At 71.6% G+C, this 4452-nt stretch carries 2 protein-coding genes; one reads left to right on the top strand and one right to left on the bottom strand.

What is annotated here, in order from left to right:
• Positions 1-71: 71 nt before the first annotated feature.
• Positions 72-2516: an AAA family ATPase gene (locus NA4_RS37340; protein WP_067480788.1), complete on the bottom strand. Its 2445-nt coding sequence runs from the start codon at positions 2514-2516 to the stop codon at positions 72-74.
• Positions 2517-2948: 432 nt separating this feature from the next.
• Between NA4_RS37340 and NA4_RS37335 the strand changes: the two genes are divergently transcribed.
• The coding region (locus NA4_RS37335; RefSeq protein WP_169811212.1) for an SWIM zinc finger family protein at positions 2949-4452 on the top strand (1504 nt) is incomplete at its 3' end.

Here is a 4452-nt window from a genome sequence, read left to right as displayed (position 1 = left end):
CGCGGCGCGCGCCGCTGGGGCGACGCCGCCCACTCATACCCGCGCCTCGGCGCTCGGCTCCGGCACGCGCGTCACCGGGCCAGCCACGCGACGAACTTCTCCGTCTCAGCGATCAGCTCGCGCATGTCGCGCCCGATCGGCACATGTGCCCCCGCCGTGGCGTCGCGCAGTGCGTCCACCACCCACCGTCCTTCCCGCGCGATGAGATTCTTGTTCAGATCGTCGACTTTGCTGCCGACGCCGAACACCGCCAGCGCCACCTTCGCCCTGGTGGAGTGCGCGGCGTCGATGTGGCGTTCCACCTCGCTGTGGTTCATGCCCGCGGCGAGCAGGGTGCGTCTGGCCCTGGCCAAGCTGGCCGCCTCCACCGCGGAGCGGCAGCACGTGGCCACGAGTTCGTCGGCGATCGCAGCGGGCAGCTGCGGAGTGCGCACCAGAGCGCGGGCGTCATCGAGGTACCGGCGGATCGGGTCGCTGGACACTCGCACTTCGACCACCGAACGGTCGCGGCGCTGCACCTCGAGCACGGTCGCGTCGAGCTGCATCCGCCGCACCGCCTCGGCGAGGCGCTCGTCATGGGTGAAGACCACCACCTGACGGCTCCACGCAACGGTCGCGAGCACCTGGGCCAGGCCGTCCACCTTGGCCGGGTCCATCGCCTGCACCGGGTCATCGATCATGACGAACCGAAATGGGCTCTCCTGCACCGTGGCGCGCGGCAGGAACAGCGAAAGCCCGAGCGCGTGCAGCTCACCTTGGCTCATCACGCCGAGCGCGGCGCCGTCCACCTCGTCCACGGTCACATCCAGAAGCACCCGACGCGCGGTACCCGCGTTGCCTTGCAGGCGGATCGCACCCAGCTCGACGTTGCTCTGCTGCCGCAGCGTGCGCCAGACCCAGCGGGCCGTGGTCTCCAACGGAGTCATCCGCTCGCCGCGCAGGCCCGCGGTCGCCGACTTCAGCCAGTCCTCGGCCTTTTTCACGGTGCGCAGTTCGGGCGCGTGCACGGCGACCTCGCGCGCGCCCTCCAACCAGTTCACGATCCGCGGGACCAGCGGCGTCCACACCTCGTCCAGGCGGTCGAGTTCCTTGCGGGTGCCCTGTTGCAGCAGGTCGAGTTCGTCGACCAGCCGCGCGTGCGCGCGGCGGAGCCGGTCGGGCAGGTCCTGGGTGTAGTCGGTGGTGGTCAGCGCGGCCCACTCGGCCCAGGCTTCGCGCACCGCGGTGGTGTCCACGGATGGCGGGTTGCGCGGGTCGAAATCCAGTTCGGCCGGGACGAGCTCCGGCAGCGCCCGGGCCGCCCGCACGGCGTTGCCCAGTTCGACGCGAGCGGTGGTCAGCGCGTCGACACGGGCGGCGAGCTGCGCTATGGCGGAGTCGGTGTCGCGCGCCCAGTCTTGGTCGAGCGCGCCACGGCCGCATACCGGGCACGGACAGGTCCCGTTCGCCGCCTGGTGTTCCCGTGCCTTGCGCAGCAGTTCGAGCACGCGCAGATCGGCCTCGGCGTCGGCGGTTGCGCCTTCGGCCAGCGCCGAGCCCCAGGTTTCGAGGCGGGCCGCGACCGCCTCCACTTCCGCGTCGGCGGGCAGCGCGAGCCGCACGATCGCTCGCAGGCCATCCCGGCCGGCCGGGTCGTCTTCCGAACCGAGCACCTCGCGGCCGATGGCGACGAGATCCGGCTGTGCCGGTCGCAGCAGACCGGCCACCCGCACCGCCCGGTCGTCGGCCACCGAGGCGAGTTGTTCGAGCAGTTCCAGTCGTTCCTGGCGGGAATCCCGCACGGCACGTTCCAGCTCCAAGCGCCGCATCCGGATGCGTTCCTGCGCCAGGGTCAGTTCGTCCAGCCCGAGCAGCTGGTGCAGCGCGTCGAACAGGTCGCTCGGCTTGCCGTCGACCAGCGCGCCGAGTTCGCTGTAGGACAGGAACGGGCGGTAGAGCTCGAGTTGCGCTGCCCACCGGTCCGTGCCGAATTCGGTTGGCGCAGTGGGCGGATAACGCTGGGTCCAGTGCGCGTCGGACAGGTCCGCGTCGGCGGCCCATTCTTTGGCGATGGTCAGCCGCGGCGCGTCGCCCGCCGTGAGCAGTTCCAGCTCGATGCGGGCCGCGGCGCCGTCGTGCAGGTTGCGCCACCCTTCCCGCCACGCCGCCGACCGGCCGTCCCAGCGGCGGTTCCCACCGGTCAGAGCCAATTCGGCGGCCTCGGCGAAACTGGATTTACCGCTGCCGTTGCGGCCGACGACGAGGGTGAGGCCGGGACCTGGCGGCAGGTGCAGCGTCGTCTCCGGCCCGATGCCGCGGAAGCCGCGGACCCGAATGGCGCTCAGGAAGATGCCGGAGTGCTCGAATGCCGTTGGCGCGTCATCGGATTCGGCGGCACCCAAGGCGCGCAGCACGGTGCGTGTGACCGACGGCGTCGCCGCGGGGTCCTCGGCAAGACGCCTGGTCACCACCTCCGACAACCGGGGCGGCGCATCGGAAGGACCGCCGGCCTGGACGGCACCGGGATCCATGCGCATGCGGACAACCCCTCCACATCGAGCCGCTACACGTCCTCCGACCCCGTGCGCGGCGCCTTTGTCGAAGCTGTGCGAAACGGTACCCGATCGCGTCCGAATCGCCCACCGTGCCCATGCGAATCTGCCCGCGGGGATGGATATGGTCATCGAAACGCCTGCGCCGCGCCTCGATGTCCACCCCTCGCCAACCCCGGCGGGCAGCTCGATGGTGTCAACACCCGTCCGGGTGGCTCGGTCGAGCCGAACAGGACAGGATGCCAGAGCACACCATCCGGCGCAACATTTGCCGGGCCCGCGAATCCGGCACCCGGACAAGCGGTTCCGTGCGCGACGCGGCACCGATCGCCGCACCTGTCGGTGCGCTGCGGTAGAACTCCGGTGAACCGAGGAATGAAGGAAGGCGATGAGCCACCACCGAGCCGGAGCCGTCCGATGACAACGCCGTGGACCGAAGACCAGGTCGCGGCGGTGGCGCCGGATGCGAGTTCGCTGTCGGCGGCGCGCAAGCTGGTGGGCCGCTGGCGCGAGAGCGGACAGCATGGCGACGCGCTGTGGGGGCGATGCCAGGGCAGCGGCGCCACGCCGTACCAGACGATCGTCGATGTGTCCGGTCCCGCATATCGATGCTCCTGTCCGAGCCGCAAGTTCCCCTGCAAGCACGCGCTGGCGCTGTTGCTGCGGTGGTCCGCGGGTGAGGTTCCGGCCGCCGCGGAGATCGCGGACTACGCGGCGTCCTGGATCGGCGGCCGTGCCGAGCGAGCCACCTCCGCCGGCCGGTCCCGCACCCCGAACCCGGCCACCGCCGAGCAGCGCAGAGTGCGCGTGACCGCAGGGCTGGAGGAACTCGACGTCTGGCTCGGTGATCAGGTGCGCACCGGCCTCGCCCAGAGCGACCGCTCGTTTCGCGCGTTCGAGACCATCGCCGCCAGGATGGTAGACGCGCAGGCCCCCGGCATCGCCGCGGCGCTGCGGCAGCTGCCGACCACGGTGGCCACCAGAACCGACTGGCCCGACATCGTGCTGCGCGAGTACGCGCGCATGCACCTGCTGGTCGCCGCGCACCGGCAGCTCGACGCGCAGCCGCCCGCGCTGAGCGCGAGCATCCGCACCCACATCGGCTATCCGAACCCCGCCGAGGCGGTGCGCGCCGAACCTCCGATCCGGGACCGATGGATGGTCTTCGGTCTCCGGGTCACCGAGGAAGAGCGCCTCTACACCCGGCGTACCTGGCTGTACGGGCGCGTGACCAGGCGATGGGCGCTGATCGTCGACCATTCCTTCGGTTCCCCGAGCTTCCCCGCCGACCTGCCCGCGCTGGGGCAACTGGCCGACGCGGAGCTGCATTTCTATCCGGGCGCGGCGCCCCTGCGGGCGCTCTGGGGCGAGCGGCACGGCTCTGCCGAACCCTTCACCACGCTGCCCGCCGACGCCGAGCGGCCGGCCACCATCGCCGCCGCGCTGGCCGATCACGCTGCGGCGCTCGGAGCCGATCCGTGGCTGCGTTCCTGGCCCATGCTGCTGGTCGACGTGGTGCCTGCCCAGACCGAACAGGGCTGGTACGTCACCGAATCCGACGGCACCGCGCTGCCGATCCGCGCCACCGAGGGCCCGTGGACGCTGCTGGCCGTCTCCGGCGGTCATCCCGTGACGGTGCTCGGCGAGTGGAACGCCGATGGGCTGGCGCCGATTTCGGTATTCGCCACAGGCGAGGTGATCGACTTGGCGCGCGCGGACCCGTTCGGACCTGACATGCAGCGGTCCGCCGCCGCGCATGCGCCGAGCGCCGATCTGACCTCCGCGGCCCTACTGGGCACCGCGCGCCGGTCGCCGGATCTCGCCGCGCTGGCTCCGGCGGTAGCGCGGGCCGCGGATCGGTTGTCGTCCGACCCGGCCCTGCGGCTACTCGAATCCGCCGCTCTCCAAGACCTTTTCAGCC

The organism is Nocardia amamiensis NBRC 102102 (assembly GCF_001612745.1).
GTDB classification, from domain to species: Bacteria; Actinomycetota; Actinomycetes; order Mycobacteriales; family Mycobacteriaceae; genus Nocardia; species Nocardia amamiensis.
The sequence above is the reverse complement of the archived record's forward strand: the minus strand, read 5'-3'. Positions and strand labels throughout refer to the sequence as shown.